At 61.1% G+C, this 784-nt stretch carries 1 protein-coding gene; it reads left to right on the forward strand.

What is annotated here, in order from left to right; translation table 11 throughout:
* Window positions 1-762, forward strand: a protein-coding gene (locus V6590_RS20805; protein WP_335425628.1) for an IS5 family transposase whose coding sequence is annotated in 2 segments (ribosomal slippage) — window positions 1-329 and window positions 329-762 — 763 coding nt annotated over the 2 segments. Because the reading frame shifts where the segments join, the coding sequence is not laid out codon by codon here. This gene is flagged as partial in the annotation.
* Window positions 763-784: the final 22 nt, after the last annotated feature.

Below are 784 nucleotides of genomic sequence, written 5' to 3' on the forward strand. Positions count from 1 at the left end.
TCTATTCTGGTTGACGGACGCGCAGATGGAGCGGCTGAGACCGTTCTTTCCAAAGAGCCATGGCAAGCCACGGGTCGATGATCGGCGGGTTTTGAGCGGCATAATCTTCATCAATCGCAATGGCTTGCGTTGGTGTGATGCGCCCAAGGAGTATGGCCCACCGAAGACGCTCTCCAACCGATGGAAGCGGTGGGGGGACATGGGTGTCTTTGCCCGTATGATGGACGGGCTCGCCTCCGAGGGCACCGAGCAGAAGACCATCATGATCGACGCGACCTATTTGAAGGCGCACCGCACGGCTTCGAGCCTGCGGGCGAAAAAGGGGGGCCCGATGTTCAGCGCGGGCGCCTGATCGGGCGCACGAAGGGCGGGTTGAACACCAAATTGCATGCCGTAACCGATGCGAAGGGGCGTCCGCTCAAGTTCTTCATGACCGCAGGCCAAGTCAGCGACTACACCGGCGCTGCAGCCCTGCTGGGCAGTCTGCCCGCTGCCGAATGGATGCTCGCTGACCGGGGCTATGACGCCGACTGGTTCCGGGACGCGTTGAAAGACAAGGGGATACGCCCCTGCATCCCCGGTCGGAAGTCGCGCGGAAAGGCAATCCGCTACGACAAAAGACGTTATCGGCGTCGCAACCGGATCGAGATCATGTTCGGCCGATTGAAGGACTGGCGCCGCGTTGCAACCCGATACGACCGATGCGCAAAGACCTTCCTCTCCGCCGTCGCCCTCGCCGCAACCGTCATCTTCTGGCTTTGACGATCAATGAGTCTGGACCCTA

The sequence above is a fragment of the Gemmobacter denitrificans genome (assembly GCF_036964905.1).
Taxonomy (GTDB): Bacteria; Pseudomonadota; Alphaproteobacteria; order Rhodobacterales; family Rhodobacteraceae; genus Gemmobacter; species Gemmobacter denitrificans.